This is a genomic window from Streptomyces sp. 150FB (assembly GCF_000818195.1).
In the GTDB taxonomy this organism is placed as follows: Bacteria; Actinomycetota; Actinomycetes; order Streptomycetales; family Streptomycetaceae; genus Streptomyces.
Genome location: NZ_JTHL01000001.1, coordinates 1,968,432 through 1,986,661, shown reverse-complemented (window position 1 = coordinate 1,986,661; position 18,230 = coordinate 1,968,432). Strand labels below are relative to the sequence as shown.

The 18,230-nt window shown below is 71.0% G+C and carries 16 protein-coding genes and 2 pseudogenes; 9 read left to right on the top strand and 9 right to left on the bottom strand.

From position 1 onward, the window contains the following. Positions 1-474, top strand: a pseudogene (locus QR77_RS08215) (hypothetical protein); the annotation flags it as partial. A 120-nt stretch (positions 475-594) separates the two neighbouring features. On the opposite strand, the gene QR77_RS08210 reads toward QR77_RS08215, so the two are convergent. Continuing rightward, positions 595-1,011: a hypothetical protein gene (locus tag QR77_RS08210; RefSeq protein WP_040020628.1), complete on the bottom strand. Its 417-nt coding sequence runs from the start codon at positions 1,009-1,011 to the stop codon at positions 595-597. Positions 1,012-1,210: 199 nt separating this feature from the next. Further along, positions 1,211-3,715, bottom strand: coding sequence for a SpoIIE family protein phosphatase (locus tag QR77_RS08205; RefSeq protein ID WP_040020626.1), 2,505 nt, complete (start codon positions 3,713-3,715; stop codon positions 1,211-1,213). Positions 3,716-3,921: 206 nt separating this feature from the next. Here QR77_RS08205 and QR77_RS08200 point away from each other — a divergent pair, with 206 nt between their 5' ends. Further along, positions 3,922-4,329 carry a hypothetical protein gene (locus tag QR77_RS08200; RefSeq protein WP_040020623.1) on the top strand — a complete coding sequence of 136 codons (408 nt, stop codon included), beginning with the start codon at positions 3,922-3,924 and terminating at the stop codon, positions 4,327-4,329. Positions 4,330-4,360: 31 nt separating this feature from the next. Next, entirely contained in the window at positions 4,361-5,593 is a 1,233-nt protein-coding gene (locus QR77_RS08195; protein ID WP_078876548.1) for a cytochrome P450, read from the top strand. Positions 5,594-5,651: 58 nt separating this feature from the next. Here the strand turns inward: QR77_RS08195 and QR77_RS08190 are convergent, their stop codons facing one another. Further along, entirely contained in the window at positions 5,652-6,047 is a 396-nt protein-coding gene (locus tag QR77_RS08190; RefSeq protein WP_236711072.1) for a DUF3574 domain-containing protein, read from the bottom strand. A gap of 265 nt (positions 6,048-6,312) precedes the next feature. Between QR77_RS08190 and QR77_RS08185 the strand changes: the two are divergent. Then, a pseudogene (locus tag QR77_RS08185) lies at positions 6,313-6,867 on the top strand (hypothetical protein); the annotation flags it as partial. Positions 6,868-6,932: 65 nt separating this feature from the next. Here QR77_RS08185 and QR77_RS08180 read toward each other — a convergent pair. Next, a complete protein-coding gene (locus QR77_RS08180; RefSeq protein WP_040020619.1) occupies positions 6,933-8,144 on the bottom strand; it encodes a pyridoxal phosphate-dependent aminotransferase in 1,212 nt (403 codons plus the stop codon). Between the two features lie 68 nt (positions 8,145-8,212). Between QR77_RS08180 and QR77_RS08175 the strand changes: the two genes are divergently transcribed. Beyond that, entirely contained in the window at positions 8,213-8,860 is a 648-nt protein-coding gene (locus tag QR77_RS08175; protein ID WP_078876546.1) for a winged helix-turn-helix transcriptional regulator, read from the top strand. A 69-nt stretch (positions 8,861-8,929) separates the two neighbouring features. Here the strand turns inward: QR77_RS08175 and QR77_RS08170 are convergent, their stop codons facing one another. Further along, positions 8,930-9,397: an excalibur calcium-binding domain-containing protein gene (locus tag QR77_RS08170; RefSeq protein ID WP_236710562.1), complete on the bottom strand. Its 468-nt coding sequence runs from the start codon at positions 9,395-9,397 to the stop codon at positions 8,930-8,932. A gap of 243 nt (positions 9,398-9,640) precedes the next feature. Here QR77_RS08170 and QR77_RS08165 point away from each other — a divergent pair, with 243 nt between their 5' ends. Further along, positions 9,641-10,279 (top strand): uridine kinase, encoded by a 639-nt coding sequence (locus QR77_RS08165; RefSeq protein ID WP_040020614.1) that lies wholly within the window; start codon positions 9,641-9,643, stop codon positions 10,277-10,279. Here QR77_RS08165 and QR77_RS08160 read toward each other — a convergent pair. The 4 genes from QR77_RS08160 to QR77_RS08145 form a co-directional block, all read right to left on the bottom strand. After that, on the bottom strand, positions 10,243-11,232 hold the full coding sequence (locus tag QR77_RS08160; protein ID WP_236710561.1) for a sugar kinase: 990 nt from the start codon (positions 11,230-11,232) through the stop codon (positions 10,243-10,245). The genes QR77_RS08165 and QR77_RS08160 overlap by 37 nt on opposite strands. Then, on the bottom strand, positions 11,229-12,164 hold the full coding sequence (locus QR77_RS08155; protein WP_040020613.1) for a pseudouridine-5'-phosphate glycosidase: 936 nt from the start codon (positions 12,162-12,164) through the stop codon (positions 11,229-11,231). Before QR77_RS08155 ends, QR77_RS08160 begins: the two co-directional genes overlap by 4 nt. A gap of 103 nt (positions 12,165-12,267) precedes the next feature. Continuing rightward, on the bottom strand, positions 12,268-12,816 hold the full coding sequence (locus QR77_RS08150) for a methylated-DNA--[protein]-cysteine S-methyltransferase (RefSeq protein WP_040020611.1): 549 nt from the start codon (positions 12,814-12,816) through the stop codon (positions 12,268-12,270). A gap of 70 nt (positions 12,817-12,886) precedes the next feature. After that, positions 12,887-13,789, bottom strand: coding sequence for a glycerophosphodiester phosphodiesterase family protein (locus QR77_RS08145; protein WP_236711071.1), 903 nt, complete (start codon positions 13,787-13,789; stop codon positions 12,887-12,889). 316 nt (positions 13,790-14,105) lie between these two features. Between QR77_RS08145 and QR77_RS08140 the strand changes: the two genes are divergently transcribed. The 3 genes from QR77_RS08140 to QR77_RS08130 all read left to right on the top strand — a co-directional run bounded on the left by QR77_RS08140 (position 14,106) and on the right by QR77_RS08130 (position 18,030). Further along, a complete protein-coding gene (locus tag QR77_RS08140; RefSeq protein WP_052489550.1) occupies positions 14,106-14,999 on the top strand; it encodes an MHYT domain-containing protein in 894 nt (297 codons plus the stop codon). 156 nt (positions 15,000-15,155) lie between these two features. Further along, positions 15,156-17,279, top strand: a complete 2,124-nt coding sequence (uvrB, locus tag QR77_RS08135) for an excinuclease ABC subunit UvrB (RefSeq protein ID WP_040020608.1) — start codon at positions 15,156-15,158, stop codon at positions 17,277-17,279. Positions 17,280-17,415: 136 nt separating this feature from the next. Beyond that, positions 17,416-18,030, top strand: a complete 615-nt coding sequence (locus tag QR77_RS08130; RefSeq protein ID WP_052488604.1) for a TerD family protein — start codon at positions 17,416-17,418, stop codon at positions 18,028-18,030. The last annotated feature ends 200 nt before the right edge of the window (positions 18,031-18,230 follow it).

Below are 18,230 nucleotides of genomic sequence, written 5' to 3'. Positions count from 1 at the left end.
GCCGCCGCCCGCGCGCACACGTTCCTCACCACGGGCCTCGACCCCGTCGGCGGCCTCACGCCCTGGCAGGACGCGGTCCGGCTGGCCGCCGCCCATCCGGGCTCCGGGCTGACCGCCTCCACCCGGGCCCTCTACCGCGACCTGGCGCTCGCGACCACCCGTAGCACCACCGACCTGGCCCGTGCGGTGGCCGCCTGGCGGCAGGGCGGTCTGGCGGGTCTCGCGGTCCTCGAGGAGTCCTGGGACCCGCCCGCCGGCCCCTTCGACCGCGCGGGGCCGGCCCTGGCAGCCGCCGACTTCCCGTACTTCCGTCCCTGGCGCAACCACCTGTCGGCCCCGGCGCTCCAGCTCCGCTTCGGCCGCGACCACCTCTGGTACGGCTACGAATCGGACCGCGGCCGTGAGGACTGGTGGCCGCGCGGCACCCCCGACACCGACCCGGTCGGCGCCCTCACCGCGCTGCTGGGCAGATGACGGACCGACGCACGTCGTACACGCACCCACGCACGCCGTACACGCACCCACATACGCGACGAGCCCCGGACAACGGCGGATGCCGCTGTCCGGGGCTCGCTATGAGTCGCTGACCGGAGGTCAGGCGGACTGGTGTTGGTCCTCCGACCGGGAGAGGTGCGCACCGCCGGCCTCGCGGACCTCAAGCTGGTGCACCACTCGCTCGGTGGTTGCCTCGTGTGCGATCAGGTCGCCGAGCGCGACGGCCGCCAGGCCGAGGCCGCCGGCGAACACCAGCCACAGTTGCGCGCCGCCGGTGAAGATCAGCGCCGCGATCAGCGACCACAGGCCGACCGCCGCCAGCAGGCCGTGCGACAGCTTCTGCGACATGCGACGCCCCACCGCGACGGCGGCGGTGGCGAGGACGACGAACAGGGTGGCGACACCGAAGCCGATCCAGCCGGAGACCACGGTGGAGAAGGTCATTGCTGCGACCGCCAGGAATCCGCCACCCAGGATGGCGGTGGTATCGAGTGCGAAACGAGAACTGAGCGCCATGGCTGAAGCACCTCCGCGGTAACGGCGAGACACCGAAACCGACCGTTGAAGATCAGGAAGTGAGTCGTGCGGCGGCGTATGAGAACGCCGGGGCGGCTCGCTGCCTCCGATTCGTTGTTTCGGAGACATAAGTGCCAACCGAACCGGTGGCGTGATTCATGTCCCTTTTCGTCACCTTTTTAGTGTGATCTGGGTCACATTATTCCCGAGTGTCCGGCAGCTCCATCTCGGCCCAGGCGATCTTCCCCTGCGAAGTGAAGCGGGTGCCCCACCGCTGGGCCAGCTCCGAGACGAGGAATACCCCCCGCCCGCTCTCGTCGTCCGGGCGGGCGCGGCGCAGCCGCGGTGCGCTGTTGCTCGCGTCGGAGACCTCGCACACGAGCGACGTGTGCCGGATGAGCCGGAGCCGGATGGGGTCGCAGCCGTACAGGATGGCGTTGGTGACCAGCTCACTGACGATCAGTTCGACCTTGGGAGCGAGATGTCCGAGGCCCCACTCGGTGAGCCGGCGCACGGCCAGGGCCCGGACGTCGGCGACGACGGCGGGGTCGGCGGGCAGATCCCAGGAGGCGACCTGGCTCGGTCCGAGGCTCCGGGTACGGGCCAGCAGCAGGGCGACGTCGTCCTCGGACGTCGTTTTCGACACCAGGGTGTCGACCACCTCCGAGCAGAGATCCTCCAGCGCCGTTCCGGTCCGTCCGGCCGATCCCGTCGATTCCGTGGATCCCGTCGCTCCGGTCGTGGCCGCCCGCGAGAGCGCGGCACTCAGCCGGTCCAGGCCGACATCGATGTCGGCGTCGCGCTTCTCCACGAGTCCGTCCGTGTAGAGGGCGATCACGCTTCCCTCGGGCACCTCGAACTCCGTGGATTCGAAGGACATGAGCCCCAGGCCGATCGGCGTGCCCGGCGGCAGTTCCGGGAAGGTCACCCGGCCGTCCGGGTCGACGATCGCCGGCGGCGGGTGGCCGGCGCGCGCGATCGTACATATCCGGGTGACCGGGTCGTACACCGCGTACACGCAGGTGGCGCCCATGATCGGGAAGGCGAAGCCGTCCGGACCCACCTCCTCGGCCGTCTGGCGGGTGACCAGGTCGTCGAGCCGCGCGAGCAGTTCGTCGGGGGCCAGATCCATGTCAGCCAGCGTGTGGACGGCCGTACGGAGCCGTCCCATCGTCGCCGCCGCGTTGATGCCGTGCCCGACCACATCGCCGACCACCAGCGCCACGCGGGCGCCGGACAGCGGGAGCACGTCGAACCAGTCGCCCCCGACGCCGTCGTGCAGATCGGACGGCAGATAGCGGGAGGCCACCTCCACCGCGCTGCCGCCCGACAGCCTGCGCGGCAGCAGATGCCGCTGGAGCGCGAGGGCGGCCGTCCGCTCGCGCGTGTAGCGGCGTGCGTTGTCCACGCTCAGCGAGGCCCGCGCCACCAGGTCCTCGGCGAGGAGCAGGTCGTCCCTGGAGAACGGGGTGAGGGTCTCGTTACGGAGGAAGACGGCGACGCCCAGGACCACGCCGCGCGCCTTGACCGGGATGACCATGATCGAGTGGATTCCGGTCTCCCGGATGATCCGGGCCCGATCGGGGTCGCGGTCGACCCAGGTGCCGGGCGACGAGTCGAGCACGGGCTCGAAGTGGGACTGGCTGGAGCTGAGGACCCGGGTGAAGGGGGAGTCCGAGGGTACGAAGACCGGCTCGCCGCGCTGCCACAGCGACTCGGGACGCGTCGTGTGGACGGATCGCACCCCGGCCCTCCGGAACACCGGGATACCGCCGTCCTTCGCCTCCAGCCTTTCCAGCGGCTCCTCGCCGAGCGGCACCGACTCCGCGAGATCGACCATGACGGAGTCGGCGAGGAGCGGCACGGCGATGTCGGCCAGTTCCTGCGCGGTGCTCATCACGTCCAGCGTGCTGCCGATGCGAGTGCCGGCCTCGTTGAGTACGCCGAGCCGCTCCCGGGCCCAGCTACCGCTGATGTCGACGGCGACCGAACACACGCCCAGCGGGCTGCCGTCGGCGCCGTCGAGACGGAAGAAGGAGGAGGAGAAGACGACGTCCTCCTCCCCGTCCGGCGAGATCCAGCGGAACTCGTGGTCGATCACCGGCTCGCCGTCCTTGAGGACCCGCATCATGGCGGCCTCCACGGCCTCGGTGTCGAACCCGGGCATCGATTCCGTCAGCCGGCGCCCGATCCGCTGATGACGCAGCGCGCCGTGCCTGCGCTGGGCGGTGTTGTTCAGCCAGGTGCAGCGCAGGTCACGGTCCCAGACGGCGAGGCCGATCGGCGCGTGGTCGAGCAGCGCCTCCAGTACCGATTCGTTGAGCGCCGGGCGCCAGAGCGCCTCGGACAGCGGGGCCGCCGAGACGAGCCAGTCCGTGCCGCCGTCGGCGGAGCCCATCGGGACCGCTCTGACGCCGACCTGGACGCCGTGGCCGTCGCTGTGCCTCAGCTCGACCATCCCGGCCCACTGCTCACGTGCCCTGATGTGCCGCGCCCATGGTTTCGCGGTCGGTGTGCCGTCGTGGGAGAACAGGAGCCGCGAGGAGGGAAGAGACACCACGTCCTGCGCCCGATGGCCCAGGAGCCGCTCGGCCGACGGGGTCCATCCGACCACGGTCCCCTGGGAGTCGACCACCGCGACCGCCGTGCCCGAGATCTCCGGAACACGGCTGAGGGCGGAGGGGGCGCCGTCCGAGCCCACCATCAATTCGGTCCTATCGATATACTCACTTGTCCTATAGTTTCATATTCTCCCAGTTGTCCAAGAGGCCCTGGTCGGAGTGGGTGGGCGGGTGGGGTTCAGCACGTACAGGCGGGGTAATGAGCACGGAGTGTGACGGTTGAGCGCGGGGCTCTGGCCCGGCCGGTAGGGTCCGGAAGCAGTACCGATCAGCGGTCGAAGGGGGTCCGGTGGAAGCCGAGTTGATGGCGCTGGCGACAGCGGGGGCGACAACACTCGTCCAGCAGATGGCGACGGACGGCTGGAACAGGGTGCGTGACCGGGTCGTGGCGTTCTTCGCCGCGCGGGGCTCCGTATCCGCGGAGTCCGTCGGGTCCGACCTGGACACGGCGCGGTCGGACCTGGTCACCGCGCAGCAGGAGGGCGACGAGGAGACCGCGGCCGATCTTCAGGCGGAGTGGCGTGTCCGGCTGCGCCGGGTCCTGCGCGCCGACCCGGAGGCGGCGGCCGAACTCCGCGCGCTGCTCGCCGAGGTGCAGGGGGAAGCGCCCGCCCAGCAGGTCCGCGATGTGCACAACACCATCAGCGGCGGTACCTATCACGGCACGGTCATCCAGGCCGGCAACATCAACAACTGAGCTTCGGCGCTCGGCTGTTTAGGCTGGAGCGATGACCACCACGAACGCGCCGGCGAACGACCAGGCGAACGACCCGGCGAACGATCTGCCGGACCTGCCCGGCCTGCCGACCAGCGACCCGTACGCCCTGTACGAGCGGCTGCGCGAGACCGCGCCCGTCCAGCGGATCACCGGTCCCGACGGGCAGCCCGCCTGGATCGTCACGCGGTACGACGACGTACGCCAGGCCCTCGCCGACCCCCGGCTGTCCCTCGACAAGAAGAACGCCCTGCCGGGCAACTACCGGGGCTTCTCGCTGCCGCCGGCGCTCGACGCGAACCTGCTCAACATGGACCCGCCGGACCACACCCGCATCCGGCGCTTCGTCGTGCAGGCGTTCACACCGGGGCGTACGGAGAAGCTCAGGGAGCCGATCCGGCGCACCGCCGACGACCTGCTCGACGCCGTCGCCCCCGACGGACGCACCGACCTGATCGCCGCGTACGCGGCCCCGCTGCCCATCGCCGTCATCTGCGAGCTGCTCGGTGTGCCGCCGGGGGACCGCCGCGACTTCCGCGACTGGACCGACGCGCTCATCGCGCCCGACCCCGCGCGGCCCGGCCTGGCGAAGGAGGCCGTCGTCAGCATGCTGGGCTTCTTCACCGGGCTGATCGCGCACAAGCGCGCCGAGCCCGGCGACGATCTGCTGTCGGCGCTCATCGCCGCGCGCGACGGCGCCGACGACCGGCTGAGCGAGGACGAGCTGATGTCGCTAGCCTTCCTCATCCTCTTCGCCGGATACGAGAACACCATCCAGCTCATCGGCAACGCCACCCTCGCCCTGCTCAGGGAGCCGGACCAGCTCGCGGCCCTGCGCGCCGAACCCGGCAGGATCCCGGGGGCGGTCGAGGAGTTCCTACGGTACGAGGGGCCCGCGCTGTTGGCGCTGCGCCGCTTCCCCGTCGAGGACATCACCATCGCCGGAGTGACCGTTCCTGCCGGGGAGACCGTCATGCTGTCGCTCGCCTCGGCCAACCGCGACCCGCACCGCTTCCCCGATCCGGACCGGCTCGACCTCGACCGTGACACGGCGGGTCACCTCGCCCTCGGCCATGGCATCCACTACTGCCTGGGCGCGCCGCTGGCCCGGCTGGAGACCGAGATCGCGCTCACCGCGCTGCTCGAACGGCTGCCGCGGCTCGCGCTGGACGTCCCGTACGAGCAGTTGCGGTGGCGGCCTTCGGCACGCGCCCGGGGGCTGCTGGAGCTGCCCGTACGGTACTGAGGCGGGCGCTGGTGGAGGGTGTGGGCCGGCGGGCGATACGGCGGGGTCGCGGGCCCGGTCAGAAGTCGGCGCTGGTCGGCTCGTCCAGCCGGGCCACCGAGTCCTGCGCGTGCAGCCGAACGTAATCCCGCCGGATCCGCTGGATCAGGGCGGCGCGCGACCGGGCCTGAGCCGCCGGGTAGAGCAGGATCAGCTCGTACGAACGCTCCCGCTCGATGGCGCCCCGGGAGTCCCGCCACTGCCCGCGGCCGTCCTGGACGGTCAGCCCGTCGGGGAAGCCCGGGGTGACGCTGCGGTCGACGAACTCCATGAACTGCCCGTCCGTCACCTCGGGTCCGCCGTCAGGCCGCCGCGTGCCGAAGAAGAGCCGGGTCTCGACGTATGCCGTGCCGCGCGCGGCCGCTGCCGGGAGCATCGGGGTGGTGCTGGAGGCGGCGGGCGCGCCGGTCGTCAGTACGGTGACGGCGACGCCGGCCAGGGCGAGCAGCTTTCGCCGCCCGGCGGAGCGCGCAGCGAGATGCGGCACCGGACAAGGCCCTTCTGTGGGAGCGGCCGCCGGTCGGCCGCCAGGTGCGCGCCACTCTGGCAGGCGGGGTGGTCGGGGCCGCGCGACGACATCCGTTCCGTCCGGATATCACCCGCAGGGGCGCTCAACTGGCACCGTACGAGACGCCGTTAATCGTTCGATCACCGCGGCATCGGCGGGTAACGTCCCTGATGTGGCGAAACTCAATCAGATCATCGCAGTGGAGAAGGGCGTCAAGTCCAAGGCGCACCAGGACCTGACGGCGGCCCATCACGGCCTGCAGAAGCCGGCGCTCCTCGCCGGTATCTCCCGTACGTACCAGGCGAAGGACGAGGAGGGCGAGCAGTTGCCGCCCGAGTCCACCCGGGTGCAGGTCCAGGCCGAGGACGTGCTGCGCGCCACCGCGAAGACCCTGACCAGGCTGTTCGACGTGACCGCGACCAAGGACTGGGCGAACTGTGTGGCCCGCGCCGATGTCGTCGTGGACGGGCGGGTCCTGGTGGCCGACGTGCCGGTGTCGTATCTGCTGTTCCTGGAGAAGCAGTTGACGGACCTGAACACCTTCGTCCGCAAGCTGCCCGTGCTCGACGCAGCGGAGTCCTGGACGCAGGACCCGTCGACGGACGCGTGGAAGACCGATGTGGTGCGGACTCTCCGTACGAAGAAGGTCCCCCGCAACCACGTCAAGGCCGAGGCCACCGACAAGCATCCGGCGCAGGTCGACGTCTACTACGAGGACATTCCGGTCCCGCTCCCGTTTCCGGGCGCGGGTGCGGCTGCGGGTGCGGTGCTTCGTTCACCGGCGGTGGGCGCTCACTGGCGGTAGCCGCTCAGGAAGCGGCCGATACGGCTGATCGCGGCGTCGAGATCGTCCGCGTACGGCAGGGTCAGGATGCGGAAGTGGTCGGGGCGCGGCCAGTTGAAGCCCGTCCCCTGCACCACCTGGATCTTCTCGCGCAGCAACAGGTCGAGGACGAACTTCTCGTCGTCGTGGATGCGGTGGACCTTGGGGTCGAGCTTCGGGAACGCGTACAGGGCGCCCTTCGGTTTGACGCACGACACCCCGGGGATCTCGTTGAGCTTCTCCCAGGCGCGGTCGCGCTGCTCGTGCAACCTGCCGCCGGGAGCGGTGAGTTCGTTGATGGACTGCTTGCCGCCGAGCGCGGCCTGAATGGCGTACTGCGCCGGGGCGTTGGCGCACAGCCGCATCGACGCCAGCATCGACAGGCCTTCGAGGTAGCTGCGCGCGTGCTGCTTGGGTCCGGTGACCACGAGCCAGCCCGAGCGGAAACCGGCGACCCGGTACGTCTTCGAGAGCCCGCAGAAGGTGAGCACCACCAGGTCCGGCGCGAGGGCGGCGGCGCTGTGGTGGACCGCGTCGTCGTAGACGATCTTGTCGTAGATCTCGTCGGCGAACACCATCAGGTGGTGGCGGCGGGCGAGATCGAGGATGCCCTCGATGATCTCGCGCGGATAGACCGCCCCCGTCGGGTTGTTGGGGTTGATGATCACGACGGCCTTCGTACGGTCGGTGATCTTCGACGCCATGTCGTCCAGGTCCGGGTACCAGTCGGCCGACTCGTCGCAGAGATAGTGCACGGGACGGCCGCCGGCCAGCGTCGTCGTCGCCGTCCAGAGCGGGAAGTCCGGTGCGGGGATGAGGACTTCGTCGCCGTTCTCCAGCAGCGCCTGCACCGCCATGGAGACCAGCTCGGACACTCCGTTGCCGAGGAAGACGTCGTCGACGGTGACCTCGGTGAGACCGATGTCCTGGTAGCGCTGGGCGACCGCGCGGCGCGCCGACAGCACACCGCGCGAGTCCGTGTAGCCGTGTGCCTGCGGCAGCATCCGGATCATGTCCTGGACGATCTCCTCCGGCGCCTCGAACCCGAAGGCCGCGGGGTTGCCGGTGTTGAGGCGCAGAACGCTGTGGCCCGCCTCCTCCAGGGCGTCGGCCTGCTCGATCACCGTGCCGCGGATCTCGTAGCAGACCTCGTTGAGCTTGCTCGACTGCCGGAATTCCATGCCGTGGCCTCCCAGACCTTGTTGCGATACTTGGTTTTACCAAGCTTGAGCTTGGAAAGTCCAACAACATGTCTAGACTGAGGCGCATGCCACGCCGCCGAAGCTACGATCAGTACTGCGCCGCCGCCCGTGCCCTCGACGACGTGGGCGACCGCTGGACCTTGCTGATCGTCCGTGAACTGCTGGCGGGTCCCCGCCGTTACACCGATCTCCACGCCGATCTGCCCGGCGTCAGCACCGATGTGCTCGCCTCCCGGCTGAAGGACATGGAGAGCGCGGAACTGGCCACGCGCCGCAAGCTCCCGCCGCCCGCCGCCGCTTACGTGTACGAACTGACCGCGCGCGGCCGGGGGTTGCTGCCGGTCCTCACCGCGCTGGCCGAGTGGGGCGCCCCCGCGCTCGCCGAGCGCAGGCCCACCGACGCCGTACGTGCCCACTGGTTCGCCGTACCGCTGCTGCCGGTCCTCGACGGCCTCGGCTGCGACGGCGTGGTCGAAGTCCGCCTGGACGAGGGGTCTTTCCACGTAAGGCTGTCGGGCGCGGTCCCGGTGTACGGCGACGGCCCGGCGGCGGACCCCGACGCCCGTCTCGCCCTCGACGCCGAAACCTGCCGAGCGCTGAGCGTGGGCGCGCTGACGGTCGGGGACGGGGTACGGGACGGGCGTATCGAGGTGTCGGGGGACGGAAAGCTCGCCAAGGTGCTGCGGGGGGAGTGAGCGCGAACCGTCCGTCCCTGCCTGCTACTTGCTACTCGCCACTTGCTGCCTGCTGACGGCGGCTGTCGGCTACTCGCAGCCCACGCCGTCACCGTCGCGGTCGAGGTGGGAGCCGTAGCCGGGATCGCCGGAGTGGATGGGGGCGGCTCCTGCGGCGCGTACGGCGGTGCAGTTCTTGTAGTAGACCGACGAACCGCCGCCGCCACTGCTCGAACTTCCCCCGCCACTACTGCTGTTGCCGCTGCCCCCGCCGCTGCCGCCGGAGGCCGGCCGGGGCTTGGCCGTCACCGTCGCCCTGACGGTGACCTTCGCGGTGACGGTGACGGCCGGGAGCGGCTCCGGGGCCTCGGGGGTGGCCGTGACGGTGGCGGTGGTCGTCACCGTCGGGCCCGGCTGGACGGCCGGTTCCGCGACCGTCTCGGTCTTCGGCGCGTCGCTGCCGCCGCTCGCGCCCATGCCGATGCCGATGAACAGGGCGACCGCGATGGCGGGCAGTACGTAACGCTTCCTGGCCCAGCCGGGCCGTCCCCCCGGCATTCCGGGCGGCATACCCGGCTGGGGCGGCATGAACGGTGGCGGCACGGGCGGTTGTGACCCGGGCGGCGGTGGTGACGGTGGATACATGAGTGGCCCCCTCGCTTGCTGTGAAGGGGGTCAGTCTGATCCCGGAATGCGCTTTCTGAACCCTGAATGGAGAAATCTACGGATAATCCGATAGCGCCTGCCTGAACCCCCGGCCCGCCTCGGCCGCTGCCGCGCGCGCTGGACCATGATGGGCGGGTGCACCTCGAAGCGATCACCTGGGAACGGCTGACGGAGGCCCTGGCCGACCGGGTCCTGGAGACCGGTTCACCGGACGGCGGTTCCTGGCTGCGGATCGCCTTCGACGGCGCGCCCGCCGCCGCCCCCGGCGAGCCGGCCGCCGCGCTCGCCGAAGCGCTACGGCTGCGCGGCCGTTCCGTCCTGGTGGTCGGGACCGGCGGGTTCCTGCGGCCGGCGTCGCTGCGCTACGAGTACGGGCGCGAGGACCCCGACACGTACTACAGCGGCTGGTACGACACCGGAGCGCTGTGGCGCGAGGTGTTCGGGCCGCTCGACCCCGGCGGCACCGGACGCGTCCTGCCCGACCTCTGGGATCCGGCCACCGACCGCGCGACCCGCAGCCCGCACGCCGAACTTCCGCCCGGGGGCGTGCTGGTGGTCCACGGGCCGCTGCTGCTGGGGCACTGGTTCCCGTTCGACCTGACGGTGCATCTGCGGCTGTCGCCCGCCGCGCTGCGACGCCGTACGCCGGACAGCGAGCGCTGGACGCTTCCCGCCTTCGAACGGTACGAGGAGGAGGTGGACCCGGCGAACGCCGCCGACGTCGTCGTACGGGTCGATCACCCGGACCGTCCCGCTTGGGGCGGTCCCGGCTGAGGCACCGGCGGCTCTCCGTCCTCTTCGGGGGGCCGGCCGCCCGTCGTTGTCACCGACAGCGTTCCGGCCCGGCAGCCCTCCTCGGCGGCCGACGCCGGGTCGGCGCCCGCCAGTCGCGCCGCGAGGAAAGCGCCGGTGAACGCGTCGCCCGCTCCGGTCGTGTCCACGGCGCTCACGCGGTCCGCCGCGATATGCGCGGTCACGGCGCCCGCCTGCGCCACCAGCGCGCCTTCGGCCCCCAGCGTCACCACGACCAGCGGGGTCCGGCGGCTCAGTTCGGCGGCGGCCTCCGACACGTCCTGGCGACCGGCGAGGAGCCGGGCCTCGTCCGCGTTGGGCAGCAGCGTGTCCACACCGTCGACCGCGGTGAGGAAACTCCCCGTACGTAGTTCCACCAGGAACCCCGTCGACGCGGGGTCCACGCTCACCGGGATTCCGCGCTCGCGGGCCGATTCCAGGACCGCGGCCGTCAGCCGCCGGCTGGTGGCGGAGAAGAACAGGTAGCCGGAGAGATGCAGCCGGCCGACGCCGTCCAGCAGGGCCGGCGACCAGTCGGCGGGGCACAGCCGCAGGGCGGCGCCGTTGTCGGTGAGGAAGGTGCGCTCGGCCGACGTGTCGACCAGCGAGATCACGGTGGCGGTCGGCGCGGTCTCGTCGACGACGAGCTGAGCCCGTACCCCGGAGCGCCGGAGCCGCTCCTCGTGCCAGTCACGGTCGCCCGCGCCCACCCGCGCCAGGATCCGTACGTCGGCGCAGCCCGTACGCACCGCCCAGCAGGCGGCATTGGCCCCCGCGCCGCCCGGCAGCGTACGGATCTCGGCCACGGTGTCCGTGCCGTACGCGAGTGGTGAGCGGTATCTGGCCACCACATCGGTGACCACGTCCCCGACGATCAGGAGCGCGTCGCCGGTCGTCACCGCGTCGCCGGTCGTCATCGGGCCGGTGACCGTCATCGGGCCGGCGCCGCGTCGGCCGCCGCGATTCGCGCGGCCAGCGCCACATTGCCGCGCACGGCGGCGAGATTGGCCTCCAGCGAGGCGCCGCCCGTGTGCCGCTGGAGGTGGTCCAGCAGGAACGGCGTGACGGCCTGGCCGCCGATGCCCTGCCGCCGGCACTCGGCGAGTGCCTCGGTGAGGACCCGGTCGTGCAGCTCCGGATCGAGCTGCTCCGCCTCCGGCACGGGATTGCCGACGATCAGCGCGGCGCCGGGACCGCCGAGCGTGTCCTGCGCGGCCATCACGGCGGCGACCTCCTCGGGGGTGCGCACCGTCCAGTCGACCCGTTCGCCGGAGGAGGCCAGGTAGAACCCAGGGAAGTACTCCGTCCCGTATCCGAGGACGCCGACCCCGAGCGTTTCGAGCCGTTGCAGCGTCGCGGGCACGTCGAGGATCGACTTCACGCCCGCACAGACCACGGTGATCCGGGTCCGCGCGAGCAGCCGCAGATCGGCCGACTCGTCCTGGGTGTCGGTCCACGCGCGGTGGACGCCGCCGAGGCCGCCCGTCGCGAACACCCGGATGCCCGCCGACGCCGCCAGGAAGGCCGTCGCCGAGACGGTCGTCGCCCCGGTGGCGCCCGCGGCGAGTGCGGGCGCCAGATCGCGGTGCCCCAGCTTCCGTACGGAGGTGTCCTCCGCGATCCGCTCCAACTGATCCTTGGCCAGGCCTACATGGGCGTGCCCGTCGAGCACGGCGACCGTGGCGGGCACGGCACCGTTCGCCCGTACGAGCGCCTCAAGCTCCTCGGCGACCGCCAGATTGCGCGGGCGCGGCAGACCGTGCGCGATGATCGTCGACTCCAGGGCGACCACGGGCCGGCCGGTGGCGAGCGCGTCACGTACCTCGGGGGACAGCGGTGACGCGGCGGAAGGCGTGGGTGCGGGCATGCTCCCATCCCTGGCACGGCGGGGCGGTCCCCAAACGTCCGCACGGGTCCGCCCCTTCCGCCGGGGTCGGTCGCCGGGTCGGACGCCGGGGCAGACGCCCGGGTCAGAACAGCGGCTCCGGGAGCACACCCTCCAGGGCGAGCAGACGCCGCTTGGCCTCCGTACCGCCGCCGAACCCGCCGAGGCCGCCGTCGCTCTCCACCACCCGGTGGCACGGCACCACCACGGGCAGCGGATTCGACCCCATCGCGGCCCCGACCGCCTGCGCCCCGGCCGGCCGCCCCACCCGTCGGGCCAGATCGCCGTACCCGACGACCGTGCCGTACGGGACACCCGCCGCCAGCTCACGCAGCACCTCGCGGTTGAAGCCCGAGGAGAGCGACCAGTCGAGCGGCAGCGTGAACTCCCGCAGCCCGCCGTCGAAGTAGGCCCTGAACTGACGTATCGGCTCGGCGAGAAGGCCCGAGTCCGAGGCGGCGGGGGCGGCGCCGAGCCGGCCGGCGAGCTGTCCGAGCGCCTTGTCCCGTACGGCATCCTCGGCGTGGAAGACGACGCTCACCAGACCGCGCCCGGTCGCCGTCAGCAGGAGCGGCCCCACGGCGCTCCCGATGACGGCCCATTCGGCGGACGTCGGCTGCTCGTTGTCGTTCATGCCGACCACGGTAGGACCCGCCACTGACAACGGACCCCGAACCAGCCCCCACAGCGCGACCCCAGGCGACCTAGAGGCGCGACCCCACGGCCCCCGCCCGCGCGTCCGCGCCCACCGCGTCCCGCACCACGTCGGGGTTGTTGGTGATGATCCCGTCCACGCCCAGCTCGTCGGCGCGCACGGCGCCCGCCGCGTCGTCGACCGTCCACGTACTGACGTGGAGCTGCTTGCCGTGCGGCCCCTTCAGCCGGTGCGCCGCGGCCACGAACTCGCCGCTGAGTGTCTCGACGTCCGGATTGACCTGGTCGGTGAAGGCCGCGTACGACGGCAGATCGGCGGTCCTGGGCGTCCCCAGGAAGCCCGTTGTCAGATCGGGCCGCAGCCGGTGCACCGCCCGGATGCTGTCGGCGCTGAAACTCTGGACGACCAGCTTGCTCCGAACGTGTACCGGATCGAGCCAGCCCTCCTGGCGCAGCACCCGCAGGATGTCCTGTTCGATGCCCGGATACAGCTCAGGGCCCTTGATCTCCAGGAGCAGGCTCTGCCGGTTGGCCTCCACCGTCTTCAGATAGGTGCCGAGCGTGGGTACGCGCGTCCCCGCCCACCGCGCTCCGAACCAGCTCCCGGCGTCCAGGCCGGCGATCTCCGCCGCCGTGAAGTCCTTGACGTTCCAGGGCGCCCGGTCGGGGAAGACCTCTTCGACGTCCGTGGTCCTGCGCAGGCCGGCGTCGTGGATGACGACCAGCTCACCGTCCTTGGTGCGCTGGACGTCGTTCTCCACCCACTCGATGCCCAGGTCGGCGGCGTGATCGACGGCGGCGAGGGTGTTCTCGGGGGCGTAGGCGGAGGCGCCGCGGTGCGCGATCACGAGCGGTGCGCCGAGCCGCGAGGGCCCCGACGCGGCCTCGGCGGATTCGGCCGATTCGGCGGCCATGGCCGCGCCGACCGACGCGGGAGCGGAGCCTGGCAACATCAGTGCGGTGACACCCAGGAGCGCGGCGGCCGTCGTCACTGAGGGGCGTGCGTACACGGGTACTCCTCGCGTCATGGGATCACATCGGGCCGAGGGTGGCAGCCGTCGGCGAACGAGGGAGGGACGACTGCTGACCATGAAATGAATGGCGGGATGAAAGGCGGCTTTTCGGACGGGGCGGGGCCTGGCGTCCCTTGTCGACAAAGCAGCGGGCAAGATGTTCGCCTACCGGTTCGGCTACCGGGGCGACGGTCCCACCGTCACCCGGAAACAGCGCTTTCGCACGCGGACGACAAGGGGTGAGGGACACATCGCCATCCAGGGCACCGTCGACGGATTCAGCTACGGCCTCGTGACACCTGCGGCCGCCTTCCTCGTGGCGTGCCTGGGCGCTGCGCTCGGCCTGCGCTGCACAGCGCGCTCGCTGCGGCAGCCGCACTCCTGGAAGCCCGGCAGACTCGCGCTGGGCGCCGCCGCCATCGGCTGTGGCGCCTGGAGCATGCATTTCATCGCGATGATGGGATTCGTCGTCTCCGAGACACCGGTCGGCTACGACCGGCCGACGATGCTGGCCGGGCTCGGCCTCGGGATCGTCATGATCGGTACCGGGATCTTCATCGTGGGATACCGGGGCACGACCCCGATGGCCCTGGTCACCGGCGGTACGGTCACCGGCCTCGGCATCGCGACCATGCACTACCTCGGGATGGCGGGCATCCGGCTGCGCGGCCAGGTCGAGTACGACACCGTGACCGTCGCGCTCTCCGTACTGATCGCCGTCGCCGCCGCCACAGCGGCGCTCTGGACGGTCGTCTCGCACCGGGGGCTCCCGTCGAGCCTGGCCGGCGGCCTGGTGATGGGCGTCGCCTCGACCGGCATGCACTACACGGGGATGGCCGCCGTCGACGTACGGCTGGACCCGGCGGCAGCGGCCGGCGCCGATGGCCGGCCCGACGCGGCGGTGCTGCTGCCGATGCTGATCGGTCCCGCGATCTTCCTGCTGCTGGTGGGGGTCGCGGTGCTCTTCGACCCGGTCAGGACCGGTGAGGGCCCCGGGCGTGACCGCTCGCAGGTGGCGGTGGTCGGCGCCCGGGCGGGAGTGCCCACGCAGCGCACCCGGACGCGGCTGCCTCACCGGTCGGCCGGCGAAGGCGACAGGGCGGCGGCGCGACCCGAGCGCCGGGGGTCCCCGGACTTCCACGACTGGTGAGGACAGGCACCCGGGAAGGCGCCCGGGAAGGTCTCCGCCGAAGGTCTCCGGGACAGGTGTCCAGGACGGGTGTCCGCGCAGGTGAGGGCCGGTGCCGGGACCCGCGCCCGGCGGCTTCCCGCCCCGGTTGTCAGTGCGGGGTCGTACGGTGGATCCATGCGGCCCGTTTCCCACATCGAACGTACGGTGGCGCCCTTCGAGGTCGTCAGCTCCTACCAGCCCAGCGGCGACCAGCCCACGGCCATCGCCGACCTGGAGCGGCGCGTCCGCGCGGGTGAGCAGGATGTCGTCCTGCTCGGCGCGACCGGCACCGGAAAGTCGGCGACGACCGCCTGGATGATCGAGAAGCTCCAGCGCCCCACCCTGGTGATGGCGCCGAACAAGACGCTCGCCGCCCAGCTCGCCAACGAATTCCGCGAGCTGCTGCCCAACAACGCCGTCGAGTACTTCGTCTCGTACTACGACTACTACCAGCCCGAGGCGTACGTCCCGCAGTCGGACACCTACATCGAGAAGGACTCGTCGATCAACGACGAGGTCGAGCGGCTGCGCCACTCCGCGACGAATTCGCTGCTCACCCGGCGTGACGTGATCGTGGTCGCGTCCGTCTCCTGCATCTACGGCCTGGGTACGCCCCAGGAGTACGTGGACCGGATGGTGACGCTGAAGGTCGGCGACGAGATCGACCGCGACCAGTTGCTGCGCCGCTTCGTCGAGATGCAGTACACCCGCAACGACCTGGCGTTCACGCGCGGCACCTTCCGGGTCCGCGGCGACACCATCGAGATCTTCCCGGTCTACGAGGAGCTGGCCGTCCGGATCGAGATGTTCGGCGACGAGATCGAGGCGCTCACCACGCTCCACCCGCTGACCGGCGAGGTCATCAGCGAGGACCAGTTGCAGTACGTCTTCCCGGCCAGCCACTACGTGGCAGGACCCGAGCGGATGGAGCGCGCGGTCAACGACATCGAGAGCGAGCTGGAGGGCCGCCTCGCCGAGCTGGACAAGCAGGGCAAGCTGCTGGAGTCCCAGCGGCTGCGGATGCGCACGACGTACGACATCGAGATGATGCGCCAGATCGGCTCCTGCTCCGGCATCGAGAACTACTCGATGCACTTCGACGGCCGCAGTCCCGGCACGGCGCCCAACACCCTCCTCGACTACTTCCCCGAGGACTTCCTGCTCGTCATCGACGAGTCGCACGTCACCGTGCCCCAGATCGGCGCGATGTACGAGGGTGACGCCTCGCGTAAGCGGACCCTGGTCGACCATGGCTTCCGGCTGCCGTCCGCGCTGGACAACCGCCCGCTGAAGTGGGAGGAGTTCCAGAAGCGGATCGGCCAGACCGTCTACCTCTCGGCCACCCCCGGGAAGTACGAGCTGTCCCGGGGCGACGGCTTCGTGGAGCAGATCATCCGGCCCACCGGGCTCATCGACCCGGAAGTCGTCGTCAAGCCCACCGAAGGCCAGATCGACGACCTGGTGCACGAGATCCGCGAGCGCGTCGAGAGGGACGAGCGCGTCCTGGTCACCACCCTCACCAAGAAGATGTCCGAGGACCTCACCGACTACTTCCTCGAACTGGGCATCCAGGTGCGCTACCTGCACAGCGATGTCGACACGCTGCGCCGTGTGGAGCTGCTGCGCGAACTGCGCTCCGGGGAGTACGACGTACTCGTCGGCATCAACCTGCTGCGTGAGGGCCTCGACCTGCCCGAGGTGTCGCTGGTGGCGATCCTCGACGCGGACAAGCAGGGCTTCCTGCGCTCCGGCACCTCGCTGATCCAGACCATCGGCCGCGCCGCACGTAACGTGTCGGGCCAGGTCCATATGTACGCGGACAAGGTCACCCCGGCCATGGCGCAGGCCATCGACGAGACCAACCGCCGCCGCGAGAAGCAGATCGCCTACAACACCGAGCGCGGGGTCGACCCGCAGCCGTTGCGCAAGCAGATCAACGACATCGTCGCGTCGATCGCGCGCGAGGAGATCGACACCGAGGCGCTTCTCGGCACGGGCTACCGCCAGGGCAAGGACGGCAAGCAGGCCAAGACCCCGGTGCCGTCGCTCGGCGCGAAGGCGGCCAAGGGCGGAAAGAAGGCGGGCGCCGTGGTCACCGACCGTCCCGCGGCCGAACTCGCCGGGATCATCGAGGAGATGACCGACCGGATGCGGGCAGCCGCCGCCGACCTCCAGTTCGAGGTGGCCGCTCGGCTGCGCGACGAGGTGGGCGAACTGAAGAAGGAGCTGCGGCAGATGCGGGAGGCGGGGCTGGCCTGACGTCCCCCGGCGGCGGCGTGTCTCAAGACCGACACGAAAACCGTCCGCGCCCACTGCGCGGTCGGCCCGACTGCGTAGGGTGATCCACAACCGCATACGGACGGTTGCGGGGGAACCATTCGAAAGGGGACATCGCATGGTGGACGTATCCAAGGGCGGCGCGTCCGGGGGTCCTGGCGTCAATCTGTCCAAGGGCCAGGCCATCAGCCTGGAGAAGCAGGGCGGCGGCGCTCTGACCGCCGTGCGCATGGGGCTCGGCTGGCAGGCGGCCCCGCGCCGGGGCCTGTTCGGCTCCCGCACGAGGGAGATCGACCTCGACGCCTCGGCGGTGCTCTTCGCCGAGAAGCAGCCGGTCGACGTGGTCTTCTTCCGTCATCTCGTCAGTGACGACGGCTCGGTGCGGCACACCGGCGACAACGTGGTCGGCGGCGCCGGCCAGGGCGGTGACGACGAGTCGATCCTCGTCGACCTCCAGCGGGTGCCCGTCCACATCGACCAGATCGTCTTCACGGTGAACTCCTTCACCGGCCAGACGTTCCAGGAAGTGCAGAACGCGTTCTGCCGCATCGTGGACGAGACCAACGGCCAGGAGCTGGCCAGGTACACGCTCGACGGCGGCGGACAGTACACCGCGCAGATCATGGCGAAGGTGCACCGGGTGGGTTCCGGCTGGCAGATGACAGCCCTGGGCAACCCGTCGAACGGCCGCACGTTCCAGGATCTGATGCCGTCGATCCTGCCGCACCTGTAGGTCCGGTTCATGACGCAGCTCCCGGCGGGTCCGACCCGCCGGGAGCTGTCGCACGTACGGACGCCGACCGATACCGATCACCGCTGACCACCGCTGACCACGGCCGATCGGCTTCGACCGGCCTGAGCGCGACCGCAATCACAACCGCGGCCACCTGGCACGATCACCTGGCACGACCAACCACCGCCGACCGAAACGCA